Below are 16,202 nucleotides of genomic sequence, written 5' to 3'. Positions count from 1 at the left end.
TTTGACGCTCATAAGCGTCTTAACTAAAGTATAGCACGGTTTATAGGAAAAACAAGGGGTGCGGCTAAACAATTATGCGGCTTGCGCGAATTTCCGGGCCGCCTCATGGAGAAGCTCCAGCCTCTCGCGCTCCACTATGCCGCTGACTTTGCCTATAGCATCTATTATCTTCTTAACTATGTCCGTTATATCGAATGTAGTGACGTTATACAAATCCGTATCAGGATCGCCATTAACTTTAAAGTAATAATACCTTGCCGTTTTGGCCTTTATTCTTGCCTCAATGATTGTGTCAGCATAAATTATTCTTTCATCATCAGGTTTATTTTGATTTAACTCGTCGATCAACGCCCTCTCCTTGTCATTGGTAGCTATTACCGCCACTTTCATACCGGATTTAACTAATTTCGGTAAGAGCACCCCCAAGCCATTAGCGAAGGTGACGTTTTCTGAAAATATAAATGCTGTTTTATCTTGTTCGAGGATTCTATTATTATTGCGAGGAAGGCTGGATAGATATTTAATGAATTCGGCGGCATTGAATTTATTCCCATCATTTAGCCATTCCTGCGGAAGCGCCCCTATAACTTCTTTTGTGGCACTGGCCGGCTTCGGGAAATAACCGAGGTGCTCCATTTTTAAAAGTTCTTCCACCGGCGGCGCCCGCCACGACCAGTTATGCGGCCCTACTTCGCCAGGTACATTTACTTGCGCATCTCTTTCTCCCACTATTGTCTGCAAAGTGAGGCAATAAAAACTCTCCCTTTCCATTGCCGCGATAACTTGCTCTTCCATATGGTTTGCGTCTTCGGAAACCGGTTGAATGCCGTGCACATCTAAAAAGTCTCTCACCTGACCGCGGTCCCCATCATGCAATCCGTCATAACGCTCGGCAAATGTGGCCGGCGTGTCATGTGTCGCGTCCACGACCATGGTATGGGGCCTATTAGCCATATGTTTTTGCCGCCAGCCAACGGGATTATATAAAAATAGATTCGGCAGTTCCAGCGAGAGGTTATCTATCATCTCCCTTATAATATGGTCTCTATAGCCTATATCTTCGCCGATAAGCAGTATATTTTCTTCTTCGGCTGCTTTTGCCAGGTGGCGGAGGATCTTCTCGCCCATCGCAGCCCCTGCTTCCAGAGATTCAGGATAAAATTTTCCTGTCTTAGGATGCTGGCCGACATCTATAAGCCACTCCGAGCACAAACCGAGCAGATGATCTATTCTTATTCCATCATAGAATCGCGCCATATATCTTATGCGCTTCTCCCAGAATCCGATCACTTTATAGTAGTTTTCGTCCCATCTGTAAGGATGCGTTCCCCAATTTTGTCCGTCGGGAGCTATGGGCTCGGCAGGCGCGCCTGCGTTCTTGGCCATATCGAAGATATCCTGATTCACCCAGACATCCGCGCTATTAGGCGCAGGATATATAGGCGCATCGCCTATAATAAATTTGTTTTTCTCGCGGGAATACGCGCGTACCTTCTGCCAGCGTGAGTAATATAGCCACTGGAGATATTGATAAAATAGGATCTCTTTCTTATTTTTTTGACTATACGCCTTAAGCGCTTCAGCATCCCTTTCCTTATATTGACGATCCCACTCCCACCATGCCCGGCCGTTGTGATAATTTAATAAGGAGTGGAAGAGAGAGTAATCTTCTATCCAGTCTTTATTCTCTTTCACGTAAGCATTGAATCCCGAATTATCGCCTAGGGCGATGCCGGGATACAACTTCTCAAATTCCTGGCGCAGACAATATTCTTTATACGGCACGATAATCGCGTAGTCTATTTTCTGGGCGGATAGAGCGGAGTTTAACTTTTTTGCCATATCCGCATCGGCGGACATCTTCACAAACTCTTTCTGATAATTACTCATTTCTTTAGCTGAAATAAGTTCGTCGAGAGGGAGATAACAGATAGCGTTATTGGCAAATAAGCTTATGCTGACATATGGGCAGGAATCGGTCGGATTTATCTGTGTGGTCGGCAGCTGCACAAGAAAATCGGCGTCCTGCTTCGACATGAAATCGATGAAAGATTCAAGCCACTTCAGATCGCCAATCCCCTGGTCGCCTTGCCGCTTCCCAGAAAAGAGAGGGCAGAGTATCCCGCCCATCTGCCTCTTTAACCACCAGTCCGGCGCCGCTTTGGTTCCGACTACCTTGGATAGCTGCACCGGCCCTTCAGGCACTCGAATGCCGGTGAGGCTGTCGAATCCGCCTATCTTTAGCCCTTCCCGGCCGACCTTGAACTGCATATATCCTCTGATCGTTCCGGTTTTTATAAACCCTCTTATTATCTTCTTGGCCTCTTCGGCTTTTTCAGCCGTAAACTGCCATATGCCCTCCCGCTCCAGGAAACTCTTCAGGTGAGCGCTTCCACGGGCAGATATCGCGACAAGATTGGCTCCGGGCCCGCCGGCGCCCAGAGGCATGATAGCTATCCCCTCTTTCCTGGCTTTCTGCACGAGAACGCCTGTGCCTTCGTAAGTATAAAAACTTGTATTCTTCGCTATTGTCTCATAGTCTTGCGCGCCTTCTGCCCTGCGCTCGTCCATCTTATTTATTACATTCCTTACCACATCGTAGAACTCATAATATTCGTTCGATCTATCAAAAACCTTCGGCGCAAAATATTTTTTCACATATTCTGGCGCATCTCTACCGAGATGATGATCTATCACCAGGCCCATCCATCGGCGGCACAGTTCATCCCTGATATCAACATATCTATTCACGGCAGTTACCGCATCTTCGAATTTCCCTTCCTGCAGAGCCTTTGTGTACTGCCCGGCGAGCGCTATCTTCTGCTGATGCAGTCTTAAACCTTCCGCATCGTTATACCTCAATAAGTCGGTCCACATATAATTGATCAGGGATGCCGTCCGCTTGACCTTAGGTTCGCCGTTCTCGAATTCTTTTCCGGCCTGCACGAGGAACATGTGATCCTCGATCGCGCTAAGCTGACCCTCGGATAGAAATGGCACTGAAAGCGCAGCATAAGGATTAACCAACTCACCCGCATTGTCGGTCAGGCCCGAAAGCCATAAATGCCTGTAAGCGCCTCCGAGCATACAGCAAAGATGTCCCTGACCGCCCGTCAATCCTTTAAATTCATTATTTTCAAGCTTCACTGCGAGGCTGAATATATCTGCCTGCGATAGATTAGCGCCGCTTAACATACTCGCGGCGGCTATCAGAGCGACATTAAATACATTGGACGACTCCATACCGCCGGCTAAAGCCATCGCGTCAGTATCCGCGCAGATTATGCGTATACCGCCGAGGCCGAATACGTTCCGGAATATAAACGCAGGTCCGTCCTTTTGGCCGTTCGGCGTCGTCTCCCATGGTGTATCCTCAGTGGCAGTATTAAGTTTGACGCCGCCTTTAACCCTGTAGGGCTTCTCCTGGGTAATGCCATAGTCCGGAGCTACGTATTCGATCACATCACTATCATCTTTGTCCGGCAGAAGCTCAAACTGTACCGTAACACTGAATTCGCTGGCAAGGGTTGGAGTGGAGGGGATCTGTTCTATTAATACACTACCCTGGGGCGTAAGTTTTATCTGGAATTCCGGCAAATCAAGAGATGAGCCGGGGCCGTCAACGCCTCTGAGATGGCCCTTAATAAAGAGCTTCGTGCCTCGCGGCATATTTTTTAAAAGCGCCCGCACTTCTTCTGCAGAACGCGTTGTATTAATAAGGGTGGTGTCCAAAGACTTACCCTGGACGAAGTTGAGCTTTGGGTTAAATATAACTGCGCCGGGCTGATCGATTTTAATGATCGGCAATTTGAGCGCAAATTCTGGCTGAAATGGCTCACTTGCCGGTTTCTGCTGGACAGCAAGCCGCTCTTCCATCATGCCCTGCATCGCTTTGTAGACTTCTGGATTTCCGACGATAGGAGCGAGGATATCTGTGTTGGCTAGGACAACTATGTTCGTGCAGAATAGGCACACCATGCCTATTGCTATAACTTTTAGTGATATGCTATGCGTGGTTCTATAGGCAAACATGTGTGATAAATTTTACCACACATGTTTGTTAAATTAATAGAAAGAAAGCTGTCTTTTTCCTACCTAACATTTTTGAACTACAGTAACTTGATCAGGTCTTTAGCCACCTTCCTGCCGGAGAGGAGCATGCCTCCGAATATCGGGCCCATTCTCGGTCCGCCGAATACCGCGTTGGCGGCCATGCCGCAGACGTAGAAGCCCGGTGCGGCTTCCTTGGAATTCTTCAATGTCATATTTTCGGCGACATCCGCCCACATAGAGCCCTCGCCCATGATCTTGCCTGTCTTGGTCTTAAGGCTTATGCCGGACTTTCTCTCGATGATGCGCGCGACTTCGGTGGCGTGGCCCGTAGCATCTACGACATATTTCGCCCTCATCGTGATGGGGTCCACGTGAAGCTTTGCCATCTCGACTGCCGTCCAGTTCAGGACGAGCCCGCATACCCTCTTCTGTCTGATCATGATGTCTTCGGCACTTATAAGATTGAAGATCTGGGCGCCGGCCTTTACCGTCTTCGAACAGATGGTGGACACCGCTTCGATCGAATCCGACAGATAGTAATCGCTGTCATACTTCCGAGTCCTGACGCCGAGCTCATCCAGGATCTCTTTAGCCTCTTCCTGGACAACTATCTCATTGAACATTATGCCGCCGCCCCACATGCCGCCGCCCACCGACAGCTTTCTCTCGAACATGACGACGTGCTTCTTCGCCTTCGCCAGATAGTATGCGCAGACCATGCCTGCCGGCCCGGCGCCCACGATGGCCACATCGACGTCCAGAGCCTTTATAAGCTTGTCATTATAGGTCTCTATTATCGCCTTAGAAATCTTGATCTCATCCAGTTTCATGCCTGCCTCCTAGTTTATTCAGCCATATTGTCGGCTAAGTGCCGATATCTCTGATATCGGCCTAGTTTATTCAGCCGCATTACAGGCTAAGTGCCGATGTCTCTGACATCGGCCTTTTGGTTTGATGCAATAAAAAACCCCCATGCCGTGAGCACAAGGGTATATAAAATTACTTCTACTCCCTACGCTGGCATTATCCAGGTCAGGTTCATCGGGTAATCCGCTCTAGCGGAACTCTCAGGCCGTAACGCGACCTCCCCTATATGTCATAGATCAGATATTAACCATCTACAGTAATCAGTATAAATCGCGGATGGGCCGATGTCAAGCCTTACTAATTTGGTGCTTCTCGGTGAAAGTGATTATTTTGTTCATCATGTCAACACATTCCGACGGATATAAGCCGACGGCGGTTTCCCCGGAGAGCATCACGTAGTCCGAGCCGTCCAATATGGCGTTAGCGACGTCGGAGACCTCAGCTCTCGTAGGACGACGGTTTTCGGTCATGCTCTCAAGCATCTGCGTAGCGGTGATCACAAATTTCTTCATCCTGTTGCACCTTTTTATTATCTCTTTCTGCATTATGGGCACTTCGTATATCGGAATGGAGACACCCATATCGCCTCTTGCGACCATGATCCCTTCGCAGACATCGATTATCTTATCGATATTCCTGATGCCTTCCCAATTCTCTATCTTCGCGATAATTCGGAACTTATTGGAGTTACTTTTAAGATATTGCCTTAAGGCGAGAATGTCGTCCGCGCTTCTCACAAAAGACTGGGCGATAAAATCGATCTTATTCTCCACACAAAAATCGAGATGCGCTTTATCCTTCGAAGTGAGTCCCTTAAAATCGATCCGGACATCCGGCATATTAACACCCTTATGCTCCTTAAGCACCCCCGGGATTATTACCTTCGTCTTCAGCCTATTCTTTTCGCAAATCTCGGCCATAAGAGCAATATTACCGTCATCGATATAGATATGCTGGCCCTTTCCTATCCTATTTAAAGAGCCCACATAATCGAATGGTATTAGATCGCCTTCTCCTAATATATTCTCCTGGGTCAACCAGATGGTCTGGGCTTTCTTTATCTGAATGGGCTTGCCGCCTTTAAGCCTGCCGAGACGTATGCGATAGCCCTCCAGATCTCCCAATATCCTTATATGCCGGCGATATTTCCTATTAAGTTCCCTTACCAGGCGTATCCGCGACAGATGTTCCGGTAGGCTGCCGTGAGAAAAATTCAGCCTCACCACATCCATCCCGGCACGCATCATCTTCAGTAGAACGCCCGCCTTACTTGAGGCGGGACCTAAGGTGCATATTATCTTAGTCTTTGTCATTTATGGAAGCCTTAGAATTTATTGAATATCGAAAACTTGCCGGCGCCCGTTATTACGAGAGAGAGCGTCACCATGAGTATCAGGAACGGGTATTCGAAACCTCCCTGCGCGGCGAATAGCCCCTTCGGGCCGTGGACCTTCACTATGGCCACGATCATTGATATGCTTATTAAAGCCGCTCCTACTCTCGGCAATACCCCGAGCAGCGTGAATATACCTCCCGATAACTCCGAGAGCGCGAGAATCCACGCCCAGACGATCGGCGGATTGAAACCCAGGCTTTGCACCATTCCGACGAGGCCCTGGACTCCCTGACCCCCGAAGGCTCCAAATGTCTTCTGCATGCCATGCCCGATGAATATAACGCCTATACCGATCCTCAATAAGAGAATAGCTATATCAGATAAAGCGCTCATTGTACCCTCCCTCTCTTTTTGACGGCCGACCCGGCCATTTTCGCTGTCAGGTCCTTCACTATTCCGAACATATTCTTCCATTCCGACCTGTAGATACACATACAATAGTGAAGCAGATAACCTAAAAGGCCGTGAACCCTCCTACCCAACACTATACCCGTGGCCTTTCCGTGAGCCATCGGTATAAGGTATCCGAGATCTACTGCCCTGTATTCGATGAGCCGTTTATTCGAGATAGATCTTACGATATTTTCAGCGGCGACTTTACCCTGGCCCATGGAGAACATGACCGCCATCCTGATCGCCAGGGCAGTATCGTTATCCTGAAAATTCGCGGTATCTCCCGCTACAAATATATTGTCATACTTTGGTTCCTTTATCTTCAGAGTAGGTGTGACTTTTATCCTGGTCCTTTCCTTCTCCGCCTTAAGGCCGTCGAGATAAGGCGATAGTTTTACGCCCGCCGTCCACAAACAGATATCCGCCTTTATCGAGCGGCCGGATTCAAGGTTTACGGTACGGCCGTCATAGCTCTTTAGGGAATCTCCGCAGATCATGATGACTCCCAAGCCTTCCAACTCTTTGTGCGCCTCTTTGCGCATCCATTCAGGGACAGCCATGAGTATATCCGGCGCTTTCTCGACCATCGTCACATGACAGCGCACCGTTCCTTCTCTGCGAAAAAGCCATCTTATATTAGTGGCGCTTTCAATACCCGTATAACCGCCGCCGATCACAACGACATCGACTTCCCCCTTCTTCGAGGCGATAGCTGAGAGCTCTTCCTTTATATTTAACGCGTCGGCTATCGTATCGACCTTACGGCAGGAGGCCTGAACAAGCTGATTATTGAAAAAATTCGTGCATGAGCCCGTGGATATAATAAGATATTCGTAATTTATATTCTGGACACCTATGCTGACCATCTTTCTTTCAGGGTCGAGCGCATCGATCCTCCCCTTTATGAAGGAGCATCCATACTGCGATGCCAATTCACTATTAGAGCTCCGCAGCCTTGCGGGATCCAGCCAGCCGCCGATCAGGTCGGGCAGCATCGGGATAAATTCAAAATCATCCTTTTCATCGATAAGGATGATCTCATAGCCGTATTTGACCAGCGTGCCCCTATATCTGTTCAGGCGGCGAAAGGCGCTGGTGCCTGCGAACCCGCTTCCCGCTATTACAATATTCTTCTTCTGCATAATTTATCTTCTTCCGCCTCATCAAGCATCTCCTGCGCGAGGGCGCAGCAATCGGAGATAACCCCGTAACGCTTCATGAGCTCCTTTATCTTCTTAAAGTCCGCCGGGCAGGCCTTCGAGCCCTTTAGCTTCTTTATGATAAAACTTCTTTCGCTTCTGGAACACCTCTTAAGTAAATATATAAGCGGAAGGGTGATCACTCCTTCTCTGAAATCGTTAAATCTTCCTTTGCCGCCGTTATGGCCGAAATAATCGCTGCAATCATCCAGTATCTGATACGCAGACCCCACCTTTAAACCGAACTTATACGCCCTTTCCGCAAGCGGGCTCTCCCTATCCTTCAGGATGAGGCCTGTTTTACATGCCGCCCCGAAGAGGGTTCCCGACTTCTTTTCTATTATGGAAAGATATTCTTCCTCGGTCAATGATACATCTCCGCGCCGATACTGCTCCTCTATCTCGCCCTTGAGAGTCTCGGAGAGTGAGCGCGTCATCTCCTCCCAGATGCGGGGGTTCCCTGCCTCCGCAAGCATGGAAAAGCTCTCGGAAAAAAGATAATCCCCGTAAAGGATGCTTAAAGGTATTCCCCGCTTTACATGAAGGGCCTGACGGCCGCGGCGCATGGGAGAAGCGTCCAGGACGTCATCGTGGATGAGAGTAGCGGCATGCAGGAGCTCTATCGCCGAAGCTATCTTTACGGCATCGTTTCCGTAGCTTTGCGAAAAATTAAAGAATAGTCCGGCCCTGAGCCGTTTTCCGGCGTCTAGAGAAGCATCCTCGAACAGGCCCCGCAAAGCGGGACCCCTTCTATCCACTATCTCCCTGATCTTTTTATTTACGGCCCCTAAGGCCCGGGCGGTTTTCATAATTTGACCAACAATGTCAATATCATCGCGGCTCCTACAATGGTATGAAGCGCTATGGTAAGCATGCTGGCATGTATAAAGTCATTCATGCCGCTTACCCTGTCTTTCAATATAAGCGTGACCTTTACGCCTATAGCGTAGAATAATATTATGAGAGCTGAGATATGCGGGATATTGCCGGATAACACATTTACTATAAGAGTCAGGGCGGAAAGGATAATAAGAAAAGCGTATATTATATATCCTCTCTCCCGGCCTACGATATATACAAGATTATGCTTTCCGGCGGCTACGTCGGAATGATAGTCGGGAACCTCGTTACAGACAATGATGGCGCCGACGAGAAAAGATATCGGCAGCGATACAAGAAATGCGCCAATCGTGAAAGTCCCGGTAAATAGATAGAAACTTCCCATGACCAGTAATACGCCGAAGAGAAGAAATATATCCAATTCACCGAGCCTATTATAAGACAGGCGCAGAGGCGGAGCCGTATATTCGAATGCCAGGATCGCGGCTATTAACATAAATAGCGGGAAGACAGGATCCTCCGTAATAATGTATATACCCATGCCGCATAAAAACGCGAGCGCCGTAAAGAATAACGAGAGCGACAGGACATCCGAAGAATTCAAAAGGCCCTTCTGGATAACCCTTGAGCCGCCGAAAAACGGGCTCTCTTTGCCGCTCATATTATCCGCTCCGGACTTATAGTCGAAATAATCGTTAAAGAGATTCCCCGCAAGATGCATGGAACCGACGCCTAAAAACGCCAAGATAAACCTCGCCGGGGATACATTGTGGCCCAGCCTGAACGCGTAGAAGGCCCCTATCAGGAAAGGCATCAGGCTGGCGGGAAGAAAATTCGCTCTCGCGGCCTTTATCGCGTATTTAATTTTTTGTTCCATGCTATAATTGCCTTCTTAACCTGGTTATCTTCTCCAGCATAGCCTTATTCGGCCGGAGAGCGAATATCTCCTTATACACTTTAAGCGCTTCGACGTACCTTCCCTCTTTTTCATACAGGCTGCCCAGGAGATCAAGGGCAAAATATCTATCGCTCATAGAATAGCTGTCTTTGGTATTATTGGGATATTGCCCCATCGCCCACAGTTTTCTTGCCCTGTCGAGATAGGTGATAGCGTCACCTGATTTTCCGGTCTTGAAATAGAGATTGCCTATGGCGGCGGATATCGCGGCGCTCGTCGGATTGGCCTTGAGCCCCTTCTTCATAAAGTCCATGCTCTCGAGCGGCTTATCCATCCTCTGTAGCCAGTAACCGCCGAGCACGTAACCTCTTATATCATTCGGATCGAACGCCACCTCCACGTAAAACCACGGCAGGGCCTCCTTCTCTTCGGCGGGCTTCAGATGCGAATCCTCTGTAACCTTTACCGCGGAATATATCTTCTGGAAGAAATCTTTCTTTACCGCAAGCCCAGCCCGTCCATCTTCATGGTGGTGCTCTTCCACCGATGTAAACGGCGACTCATTTTCATGATAAGCCATCGCTTTAAGAAAAGGCAGCCCGCGGTGGTGATACTCTTCGGCCTTCATAAAGGCCCAGTCGCCGATAACGCCCCTCAAGCCCCCGAATATTCTCTCTATGATGTCCTGCTCTTCATTCGTCCGAAGGGTATTATGCTGGAAATAGTAATTCAGGGGTACGGTGGAGACGTAGAGAATAATGATAGATATCGGCAGGATCATAGCTCTTCTCATTACAGGTCCCGTTTTTTAAATACCAGGCAAGCGGAAAATAAAAATATGGAGGTGTAAATCGCCGCGTAGGCCCCGAGGAAAAGAAGCACCCATCCTGGCACAAGGTCCCATGTATGTACTATCTTCTCTTTTATATCGAATAGTTCCGGGTGCGGCAGATATATATATCCGGGGAGCGAGGCGCCGAACCAATTGGTCGACAGGTAAATGATAAGCGACAATCCGACGTTCGCGGCGGCGCTTAGGAAGAGCGATAATAATATCGTGAGAGCCGTAAAAAATGACAATAGGAAAATATGCAGAAGATACCCTTCGGCGAGAAGGAGCGACGGAGATGAAAAGTCGCCCCGTAACAAGGATGAGACGATGAAGACCGCGTAGAATAGCGTAAAACTTATTACGGAGACGAGTAGAACGCCCGCAAATTTACCTATTAAAAATACGGCGCGCGAAACAGGGCGAGCCAGGATCGGATATATGGTCTTCGATTCCACCTCCTGAGGGACCTGGCGCGAGGCGAAGGTCACGGCGATTATCACCGAAAAGATATATGCGAGCGATATCCCTATCTCCTTAAAATATCTCTGAAATCCCTGTTCTCCGCCGAATGATATCAGGCCCGCGTAAATGATCATCACTATAAGAAGGACGAATATAAGGTAAAAATCCTTCCGCCTTAAAAGCTCCTTTATTACGCATCCGCTTAAGATGATGATCTTACGCATCTTCGCCTATGATCCTCATGAAATAGGTCTCCAGGCTGTGGTCGCCCTTTTCATCAAGCAGCTTCCTTAACGGCCCCTGCTTCAACACTTTGCCGTCTCTCATCACGCAGACGGTGTCGCATATGAGTTCAGCTTCCGAAAGTTCATGCGACGACAGGAGTATCGTCTTATTCTGCTTTTTAAGCTTCTTTAATATATTTCTTGTATGGCTCCTGCCCAGCGGGTCAAGCCCCGAAAACGGTTCATCCAGGATCAGGAATTCCGGGTCATGCAGAAGCGCCTGCGCGATATTGAGCCGTTCCTGCATGCCTTTGGAAAATGTGCTGACAAGATCGTCCCGCTCGGTCTTGAGGCCCACCAGTTCCAGTGTGCTGTCTATCTTATCCCTGAGCAAGGTTTTCTTCATCCCGGAAAGAGCGCCCAAGGCGCCCAGTATTTCCCCCGGTGTCATAAACCAGTAATAGTTCGCGACCTCCGGCATATAGCCGAGCTTTGAGCGTATGCCTCCGGAGAACGAAGATCCGCCGAATATCGAGATAGCGCCTTCCTCGATACCGATCAGGCCTATTATCGACTTTATCAGGGTCGTCTTGCCGGCTCCGTTAGGGCCGAGCAGGCCAAAGATCTCTCCCTTATGTATCTCCAGATCCAGTCCGCGCAGAACGGTCTTTTTATCTTTAAAGCCGCGGCTGTATGAGACGGTTAGTCCGGATATCTTTAATGTAGTTTCCATAATGAATGCCCGCGTGCATATATTCAGTAGGTTAGCTTATTGAACCGCCCTCTAGCCATATGATAACATAGAGGGCGGGTAAAGTAAAATATTGACGTTTGATCAAAATGCCGGGAGATTTTTAAACCATAAGCAGGCTGTGAGCTTCATGGCCTGCTTATTCTTTCACTATTCTTTTTATGGCTATATTTATCGAGGCATCTCCATGGAGAGATAACTTAAGATAATTGTGCGCCTTAAGTTCTTCTCTCGGCAGATCATAAATCATGGCCGCTCCCCCGCCGGCAGTGATAAATATATTATAACCGTCGAGCCGATAATTGTAATACCCGTGTATATGGGCGCATATAATACATTCTATCTTTTCTTTATGAGCGTCAAGAACTCTTCGCAACTTCCCCCACTCATCGGCGCCCATACAGCTGCGGTTAAAGCTGACCGGCGGCGGAATATGAAAAAGTATGATAAATCTTTTTTCCTTATATTTTTCTAATTCTTCTTTCAAAAACTTCAAATCTCTTTCCTGAAAATGCGCCTTCGAATTATCCAGGAAGAGGCATGCGGCGTGATCGAATATGAGAGCGTAAGAAGACCGTCCAAAATATCCGGCATAACCCGGAATATCATGGTTGCCGCACAGCGCGAATGCCGGAGCAGTCAGGCGTTCATTACAAAAAGTTATAAACTCATCAAATTGCGGATTCTTTCCTGAAAACGCGATATCCCCCATGATAAAGAAGAGGCTGGCCTTAATGCGCAATATCTCGTCGAATATTTTTTTACTATCTTCGTTAAAACCGGTGCATCCCACATCGCCTAATACGACGATCTCCTTTATCCCTTTCAGCCGCAATTCTTTCTTATCGACACGCTGTAAAGATGTCTTCAAATTATATCCTTCTGATTGAAAATTATTTCTTTATCACCTTAAAGGATGCTGTGCTTCGTCTGCTCTTCTGCATGCCGTCATAGACCTGTCTCAGGGACCAGGTATATACTTCGCCGTCGCTGAAGGTATCCGACTTTACGCTGAACTCATAGGTATTCGGATCGACCTCTTTCTTCATAAGGAGTGACTTTTCCAGCATATCGTATCCTTTATACAACCTGAAGTCGTAATATTTTCTGAATCCGCGCCTGGCCTCATGCGAACTCCACTTAAACTCCAGGCCTGTCTTGCCCGTCAGGTCGACCTTCTCGGTTGTGGGGGATATCAGGGTGGGTTCGGGCGTAAAATCACCATCGTGGCCGGCATGTTCGATCCCGCCTCCCATGGCCGGGCCGGGGAGCAATAATGATAAAACAATCATTATCAATATCGCTGTATCTCGCACGATCTCCTTCCTATTGAAAATTTTAAGAAAGGCCATCTATAGTTTTACCTACAGATGGCCTTACAACATGGTGAGCCGCGCAGGACTCGAACCTGCCACAACCACATTAAAAGTGTGGTGCTCTACCTGATGAGCTAGCGGCCCTAAAGATTTTTGGGATTAAATTATCCCTGGATATCTTTCTCTTTTGCGGCGAGGATCGTGTCTATCTCTTTGATGTATTTATCGGTGAGCTTCTGGATATCTTCATGAGCTTTAAACCTGTCATCTTCGGTGATCGCCTTGTCCTTCTCGAGTTTCTTGATCGTCTCCAGAGCCGCATGCCTTCCGGTCCTTATCGATATATGGCCGTCCTCGGCTATTTTTTTTAGCACCTTATCCAGTTCGGAACGTCTTTCCTGAGTTAGCGGCGGCATGGCCAATCTTATAACTTTACCATCATTGGTCGGCGCTATGCCCAAATCGGACTTCAGGATCGCCTTCTCGATATCTACCAGCGAGTTCTTGTCCCATGGCTGGATCATCACCAGGCGCGCATCCGGAGTCGTCACCGCCGCCAGCTGCTTTAGAGGCGTGATAGCTCCGTAGTAATCGACCTTTATGCCATCGACAAGCGCGCTGGACGCTCTCCCGGTCCTTACCGCCGAAAAATCCCGCTGAGTGGCTTCCACTGTCTTCTTCATTTTCGATTCAGCATCATGCAAAACTTCTTTAACTGTCATGGCCTCACCTCACCCCTTTACGATAGTGCCTATCTTCTCACCCAATATGACTTTTTTAATATTACCTTCCTTGAAAAGGTTCAATACGATTATCGGCAGCTTATTATCCATGCAGAGACTTATCGCGGTCGCATCCATCACCTTCAACCCCTTCTTCAGGACATCTATGTAGCGCAGGCTGTCGTATTTACGGGCCCTCTTATTTTTAATGGGATCGGATGAATAGACGCCGTCGACTTTTGTGGCTTTGAGAATAACTTCAGCGCCTATTTCTATCGCGCGGAGGGCAGCTGTAGTATCTGTGGTAAAATACGGGTTACCGGTGCCTCCTACAAATATCACGACACGCCCCTTCTCCATGTGTCTTATTGCGCGTCTTCTTATGAAAGGCTCCGCCATCTGCTGCATCTGTATCGCCGTTTGGACGCGGGTGAAGACGCCGTTCTTCTCAAGGGCATCCTGCAGGGCCAATCCGTTAATAACCGTGGCAAGCATACCCATATAATCGGCGCTTACCCTGTCGATACCTTTAGCGGAGCCCACCACTCCTCTGAAGATATTGCCGCCGCCTATAACTATAGCGACATCGACGCCGAGCGCGCGAACCTCTTTTATCTGCTTAGCTATAGCGCTGGTCACATCGCAATCTATGCCATAGCCAAGGCGGCCCTGCAAAGCTTCGCCGCTCAGTTTTATAACCACTCTCTTAAATATGGGTTTTGTCATTTTACTATGTATGTGTGGGACGTAATCGGAAACTACTTCAACTCTTCGCCTACCTGATACCTCACAAACCGGCGCACTATTATATTCTCGCCTATCTTGGCGATCATCGACGTAAGCATATCTTTCACCTTCATGCCGGAATCTTTGATGAAAGGCTGTTCCAGGAGGCAGGCATCCTCGTAAAACTTCGCAAGCTTGCCTTCGACGATCTTGTCGATCGCCCCGGCGGGCTTGCCTGTGAGCTGCGCCTTGATTATCTCCGTCTCTTTCTTCACCGCCTCGGCCGGGACATCTTCCTTCTTAACATAGATAGGGTTGAATGCCGCCACCTGCATCGCTAGATCCTTGACGAAAGCCTTGAAATCATCGTTCCTGGCCACAAAGTCGGATTCGCAGTTCACCTCGACGAGCACTCCGATCTTGCCGCCCATATGTATATAGCTCTCGACCTTCCCCTCTTTGGCCGAGCGCCCGACTTTCTTCGAGGCGAGCGCCACTCCCTGCTTCCGCAATACTTCTACCGCTTTATCCACATCACCGCCGGCCTCCTGAAGCGCCTTCTGGCATGCGACGATGCCGGCATTGGTCTTTTCCCTCAATTTCTTGATAGCCTCTGTCATAAATTACTATATCTCCCTCAAAATTTATTTAATAATCTTCTTCTTTTTCTTTATAGGGATATTCTTCGGAAGCTCTTCGTCCTCTTTAAGTTTTATATCCCCTTCGACTATCTCCTCGACCTTCTCATCGACGACTTTTATATCTTCACCTTCGGCCTCTTCTTCAGCGGCTTCGGCCGCGGCGTCTTCTATGGCTTTTTTTACTCCGGCCTTGAATGCCTCCTTGCCCGCAAGGACAGCATCGGCCATGATGCCCGTCACCAGCTTGATCGAACGTATGGCATCGTCGTTACCCGGTATAACATATTTGATATTGTCCGGGTCGGAGTTAGTGTCCACGAGAGCCACTATCGGTATCTTAAGAGTGACCGCCTCTTTTACGGCGATATCCTCTTTCTTAGCATCGACCATGAAGACGGCCTTGGGCAGCTTATCCATATTCCTTATGCCTTCGAGGTTCTTATTGAGCTTCAAAAGCTCCTTGTTCAGCGCCGAAACCTCTTTTTTGGAAAGCTTCGCCATCGTGCCGTCTTCTTTCATCCTCTCGATATCGAAAAGCCTCTTTATGCTCTTTTTTATCGTCTGGAAGTTGGTAAGCATTCCGCCCAGCCATCTGTGATGCACATAGAACATGCCGCATCTGGAGGCCTCTTCTTTTATTATATCCTGCGCCTGCTTCTTGGTGCCGACGAATAGTATATAACCGCCGCTTGAAGCGATGCTCTTCAGGAAATCGCAGGCTTTCAGTATCAGGTTTTGGGTCTTCTCAAGGTCTATTATATAGATCCCGTTTTTAGAACCGAAGATGTACTTCTTCATCTTCGGATTCCACCTCTTAGTTTCATGTCCGAAATGCACACCCGCCTCTAATAAGCTCTTCATCAGTGTAGATTCAACCATATT

At 48.3% G+C, this 16,202-nt stretch carries 16 protein-coding genes, 1 tRNA gene and 1 riboswitch; all 17 genes read right to left on the bottom strand.

What is annotated here, in order from left to right:
* Positions 1–72 precede the first annotated feature (72 nt).
* The 17 genes from NTY76_07120 to rpsB all read right to left on the bottom strand — a co-directional run bounded on the left by NTY76_07120 (position 73) and on the right by rpsB (position 16,199).
* A complete protein-coding gene (locus tag NTY76_07120; protein MCX5678861.1) occupies positions 73–3,978 on the bottom strand; it encodes a 4-alpha-glucanotransferase in 3,906 nt (1,301 codons plus the stop codon).
* 131 nt (positions 3,979–4,109) lie between these two features.
* Positions 4,110–4,883: a sulfide-dependent adenosine diphosphate thiazole synthase gene (locus NTY76_07115; GenBank protein ID MCX5678860.1), complete on the bottom strand. Its 774-nt coding sequence runs from the start codon at positions 4,881–4,883 to the stop codon at positions 4,110–4,112.
* A gap of 162 nt (positions 4,884–5,045) precedes the next feature.
* A riboswitch (TPP riboswitch) is annotated at positions 5,046–5,154 on the bottom strand.
* 53 nt (positions 5,155–5,207) lie between these two features.
* Positions 5,208–6,233, bottom strand: a complete 1,026-nt coding sequence (gene pyk / locus NTY76_07110; protein MCX5678859.1) for a pyruvate kinase — start codon at positions 6,231–6,233, stop codon at positions 5,208–5,210.
* 11 nt (positions 6,234–6,244) lie between these two features.
* Positions 6,245–6,649, bottom strand: a complete 405-nt coding sequence (locus tag NTY76_07105) for a DoxX family protein (GenBank protein ID MCX5678858.1) — start codon at positions 6,647–6,649, stop codon at positions 6,245–6,247.
* A complete protein-coding gene (locus NTY76_07100) occupies positions 6,646–7,851 on the bottom strand; it encodes an FAD-dependent oxidoreductase (GenBank protein ID MCX5678857.1) in 1,206 nt (401 codons plus the stop codon). Before NTY76_07100 ends, NTY76_07105 begins: the two co-directional genes overlap by 4 nt.
* Positions 7,830–8,717, bottom strand: coding sequence for a polyprenyl synthetase family protein (locus tag NTY76_07095; protein MCX5678856.1), 888 nt, complete (start codon positions 8,715–8,717; stop codon positions 7,830–7,832). The genes NTY76_07100 and NTY76_07095 overlap by 22 nt, the downstream gene beginning before the upstream one ends.
* A complete protein-coding gene (locus NTY76_07090; GenBank protein MCX5678855.1) occupies positions 8,714–9,625 on the bottom strand; it encodes a prenyltransferase in 912 nt (303 codons plus the stop codon). The genes NTY76_07095 and NTY76_07090 overlap by 4 nt, the downstream gene beginning before the upstream one ends.
* A gap of 1 nt (position 9,626) precedes the next feature.
* A complete protein-coding gene (locus tag NTY76_07085) occupies positions 9,627–10,439 on the bottom strand; it encodes a hypothetical protein (protein ID MCX5678854.1) in 813 nt (270 codons plus the stop codon).
* Positions 10,439–11,164 carry an ABC transporter permease gene (locus NTY76_07080; GenBank protein MCX5678853.1) on the bottom strand — a complete coding sequence of 242 codons (726 nt, stop codon included), beginning with the start codon at positions 11,162–11,164 and terminating at the stop codon, positions 10,439–10,441. Before NTY76_07080 ends, NTY76_07085 begins: the two co-directional genes overlap by 1 nt.
* The gene (locus NTY76_07075; GenBank protein ID MCX5678852.1) at positions 11,157–11,897 is read right to left on the bottom strand and encodes an ABC transporter ATP-binding protein; all 741 of its coding nucleotides are present in this window, start codon (positions 11,895–11,897) and stop codon (positions 11,157–11,159) included. Before NTY76_07075 ends, NTY76_07080 begins: the two co-directional genes overlap by 8 nt.
* Positions 11,898–12,054: 157 nt before the next feature.
* Positions 12,055–12,786, bottom strand: a complete 732-nt coding sequence (locus tag NTY76_07070; GenBank protein MCX5678851.1) for a metallophosphoesterase family protein — start codon at positions 12,784–12,786, stop codon at positions 12,055–12,057.
* A gap of 22 nt (positions 12,787–12,808) precedes the next feature.
* Positions 12,809–13,231: a hypothetical protein gene (locus NTY76_07065; GenBank protein ID MCX5678850.1), complete on the bottom strand. Its 423-nt coding sequence runs from the start codon at positions 13,229–13,231 to the stop codon at positions 12,809–12,811.
* Positions 13,232–13,299: 68 nt separating this feature from the next.
* Positions 13,300–13,375: transfer RNA gene (locus NTY76_07060), tRNA-Lys, on the bottom strand.
* A 20-nt stretch (positions 13,376–13,395) separates the two neighbouring features.
* Positions 13,396–13,953: a ribosome recycling factor gene (gene frr / locus NTY76_07055; GenBank protein MCX5678849.1), complete on the bottom strand. Its 558-nt coding sequence runs from the start codon at positions 13,951–13,953 to the stop codon at positions 13,396–13,398.
* Between the two features lie 9 nt (positions 13,954–13,962).
* Positions 13,963–14,679, bottom strand: coding sequence for a UMP kinase (gene pyrH, locus NTY76_07050; GenBank protein MCX5678848.1), 717 nt, complete (start codon positions 14,677–14,679; stop codon positions 13,963–13,965).
* Between the two features lie 32 nt (positions 14,680–14,711).
* Positions 14,712–15,299, bottom strand: a complete 588-nt coding sequence (tsf, locus tag NTY76_07045; GenBank protein MCX5678847.1) for a translation elongation factor Ts — start codon at positions 15,297–15,299, stop codon at positions 14,712–14,714.
* A 24-nt stretch (positions 15,300–15,323) separates the two neighbouring features.
* A complete protein-coding gene (gene rpsB, locus NTY76_07040) occupies positions 15,324–16,199 on the bottom strand; it encodes a 30S ribosomal protein S2 (GenBank protein MCX5678846.1) in 876 nt (291 codons plus the stop codon).
* Between the last annotated feature and the right edge of the window lie 3 nt (positions 16,200–16,202).

The organism is Candidatus Omnitrophota bacterium, from assembly GCA_026387175.1.
Classification (GTDB): domain Bacteria; phylum Omnitrophota; class Gorgyraeia; order 2-01-FULL-45-10; family 2-01-FULL-45-10; genus CAIMPC01.
The sequence above is the reverse complement of the archived record's forward strand: the minus strand, read 5'-3'. Positions and strand labels throughout refer to the sequence as shown.